Source organism: Rothia santali (genome assembly GCF_024199905.1).
GTDB lineage: Bacteria > Actinomycetota > Actinomycetes > Actinomycetales > Micrococcaceae > Rothia > Rothia santali.
Genome location: NZ_JANAFB010000079.1, coordinates 1 through 2,587 on the forward strand (window position 1 = coordinate 1; position 2,587 = coordinate 2,587).

A 2,587-nucleotide genomic window follows, 5' to 3' on the forward strand; every position below is an offset into this window, starting at 1 on the left:
CACGAAGGCGGCCGCCGGGCTCAGCGGCCCCTGGAGCCTCACCACGTGCTCCGGGCGGGTGGGCGTCAGGGCGCGCCCCCGGGACCCGGCGACGGGGATCCGGTCGGCCAGGGCCAGGGTCTCGGCGTTCTTGGCCCGGCGGGCGTCGGCGGGGGAGCGGTCGGCCCAGTCGGGGCCGTCGTGCCAGGCGACGGCCAGCGGCTCGTGGGCCAGCAGCGCGCCCTGCGCCCACGCGCGGTGGGCCCACTCCCAGTCCTCGCCGCCGTACTGCTGGAAGGTCTCGTCGAAGCCGCCGACGGCCTCGAAGAACCAGCGCGTGCACGTCAGCACCGCCGAGATGACGAACCGGTAGGAGCGGTCGTCGGCGCGGAGCAGGTTCCCCGAGCGGCGGTACTCGTCCGCCAGCCAGGCCGGCTCGGTCAGCTCCCGGGCCGGGCCCGCCGCCTGGCGGTCCGGGTTATGCCCGGCCGGCCTACGCGTCCCGCTCGGCCGCCCGCCGCACCATCCTCTTCTCGTCCACGTTGACCAGCAGCAGGAACAGGATGCCCAGGCCCACGCAGGCCAGGATGAAGACGAAGGCCTGGTCCCACCCGAAGCGCTGGACGATGAACCCGACGCCGGAGGAGGCCAGCGTGGCCCCGAGGGCGTAGCCGAACAGCCCCGTGAACCCCGCCGCGGTCCCCGCGACGTGCTGCGGCGAGAGGTCCAGCGCCTGCAGCCCGATCAGCATCACGGGCCCGTAGATGAGCCCGCCGATCAGCACCAGCGCGGTGTAGGCGAGCCACAGCGGCTCGTCCTCGGCCGGCAGCCAGTACAGCAGGATCGCCAGCGCGACGCCGACGAGGAACACCACGCCCGCGGGCGAGCGGCGCCCCTTGAACATCCTGTCCGAGACCCAGCCGCACAGCAGCGTGCCGGGGATGCCGGCGAGCTCGAAGACCGAGAACCCCGCGATCCCCTCCCCGAGCCCCGCCCCGCGCACCTGTACGAGGTAGATCGGCGCCCAGACCAGCACCCCGTAGCGCAGGGTGTAGACGAACACGTTGGCCAGCGCCAGGTTGATCATCGTCCGGTTGGTCAGCACGTGCTTGCGGACCCTGACCCAGGCGGACTCCTCGGACTCCTCCTCCGTGCTCTCGACCTTGTCCGGGTTGTTCCGGTACTCCGCGATGGGCGGCAGGCCCTGCGAGGGCGGGTTGTCCCGGATCAGCAGGTAGGCCACCACCGCGAGCACCACGCAGACCATCGCGGGAACCCAGAAGGCCGCCTGCCACTGGCCGAAGACCGAGATCGACGCCGCCGCCAGGATCCCCGCGAGCGCCCCGCCGACGTTGTGGGCGAGGTTCCAGATCGCCATCTTGGAGCCGCGCTCGTTAGTGGAGAACCAGTGCACGACGACGCGGCCCGACGCCGGCCACCCCATGCCCTGGAAGAGCCCGTTGAAGATCATGATCACCGCGAACAGCGCGACCGTGACCCCCAACAGCGAGGAGAACGCGAGCACGATGTTGGCGATCGCGGACAGGACCAGGCCGATCGGCAGGAACCAGCGGGCGTTCGAGCGGTCGGAGACGATCGCGGTGAGGAACTTGCTGAACCCGTAGGACAGCAGCGCCGCGTTGGTGATGACGCCGAGGCCGAAGGCGCTGAAGCCGTACTCGGTCTCCAGGATCGCCGCGACCAGCGGCACGTTGTTGCGGATGAGGTAGTAGGCCGCGTACCCGATGAAGATGCCCAGGAACACCTGGGTCCGCAGCCGGGGGTAGCGGTGCCGGACGGCGTCGGGCTCGAGCAGGGGCCTCGGCGAGGGGATGGCCAGCCATCTTCCGCGACGCCGCTCCTCGACCACCCGTGCCTCGTTGCGCGAGTTGTCGTGAGTCATGGGCGCAACGTACCACGGGGCACGGCCCCGGCGGATCGTCTCGACGTCGCGTTACAGCACGGCCCACAGCACCGGCACGCCCGCGGCCGTCAGCAGGCACATCGCGGCGACGCTGCCGATGAACGGGTGGAAGTCGGCGGGCAGGCGGCGGGCGACCAAGCGCGCGAGCCCCGGGCCGGCGGCTGCGCCCAGGAGCGCGGCCGCCAGCATCGCGGGCCAGCCGCCGCCGGCGTCGAGCACCGCCGCCGGGACCAGGGAGACCAGCGGGACGAAGGTCGGGTACCAGCCCTCCTCCGACCACTGGCCGGCGTAGAGCCAGGCGGCCAGGCAGGCCGTCAGGAGCTGGGCGGCCAGGACGTCCGGGACGAGGGTCGCGGCCGCGGTGGCCTCGGGCAGGGTCCACCACCACGCGAGCAGGACCCCCGCGACGAGCCCGAGGGAGGACCACTCGTTGCCGTAGAACTGTGGCTCGGTGAGGTCGGCCAGGGCGCGGCGGGGCAGCCACAGGGCGTCGCGCATGCCGAAGCCGCGGGACCACCAGCGCCCGCGGGCGGCCCGCCCCACCCGGCCGCGGGCCCCCCGCCGGCTCATCGGCTCCTACCTCCACGGCTCGATGGCCAACGCGATGCCGCAGAGCATCGGCGCGCAGATGGCCTACCCCGGGCGCCAGGTCGTCTCGATCTCGGGCGACGGCGGGCTGTCGAT

At 72.9% G+C, this 2,587-nt stretch carries 3 protein-coding genes and 1 pseudogene; 1 reads left to right on the forward strand and 3 read right to left on the reverse strand.

What is annotated here, in order from left to right; all coding sequences use genetic code 11:
- From NBM05_RS15180 to NBM05_RS15190, 3 genes are all read right to left on the reverse strand, one after another.
- Positions 1-423, reverse strand: a 423-nt coding sequence (locus NBM05_RS15180) for a glycosyltransferase family 2 protein (protein WP_309248186.1), incomplete at its 3' end; no start/stop codon positions are given.
- Positions 424-472: 49 nt separating this feature from the next.
- On the reverse strand, positions 473-1,882 hold the full coding sequence (locus NBM05_RS15185) for an MFS transporter (protein WP_254169167.1): 1,410 nt from the start codon (positions 1,880-1,882) through the stop codon (positions 473-475).
- A gap of 51 nt (positions 1,883-1,933) precedes the next feature.
- Positions 1,934-2,401, reverse strand: coding sequence for a hypothetical protein (locus NBM05_RS15190; protein WP_254169169.1), 468 nt, complete (start codon positions 2,399-2,401; stop codon positions 1,934-1,936).
- Positions 2,402-2,456: 55 nt separating this feature from the next.
- On the opposite strand from NBM05_RS15190, the pseudogene NBM05_RS15195 reads away from it, so the two are divergent.
- Positions 2,457-2,587, forward strand: a pseudogene (locus NBM05_RS15195) (thiamine pyrophosphate-dependent enzyme); the annotation flags it as partial.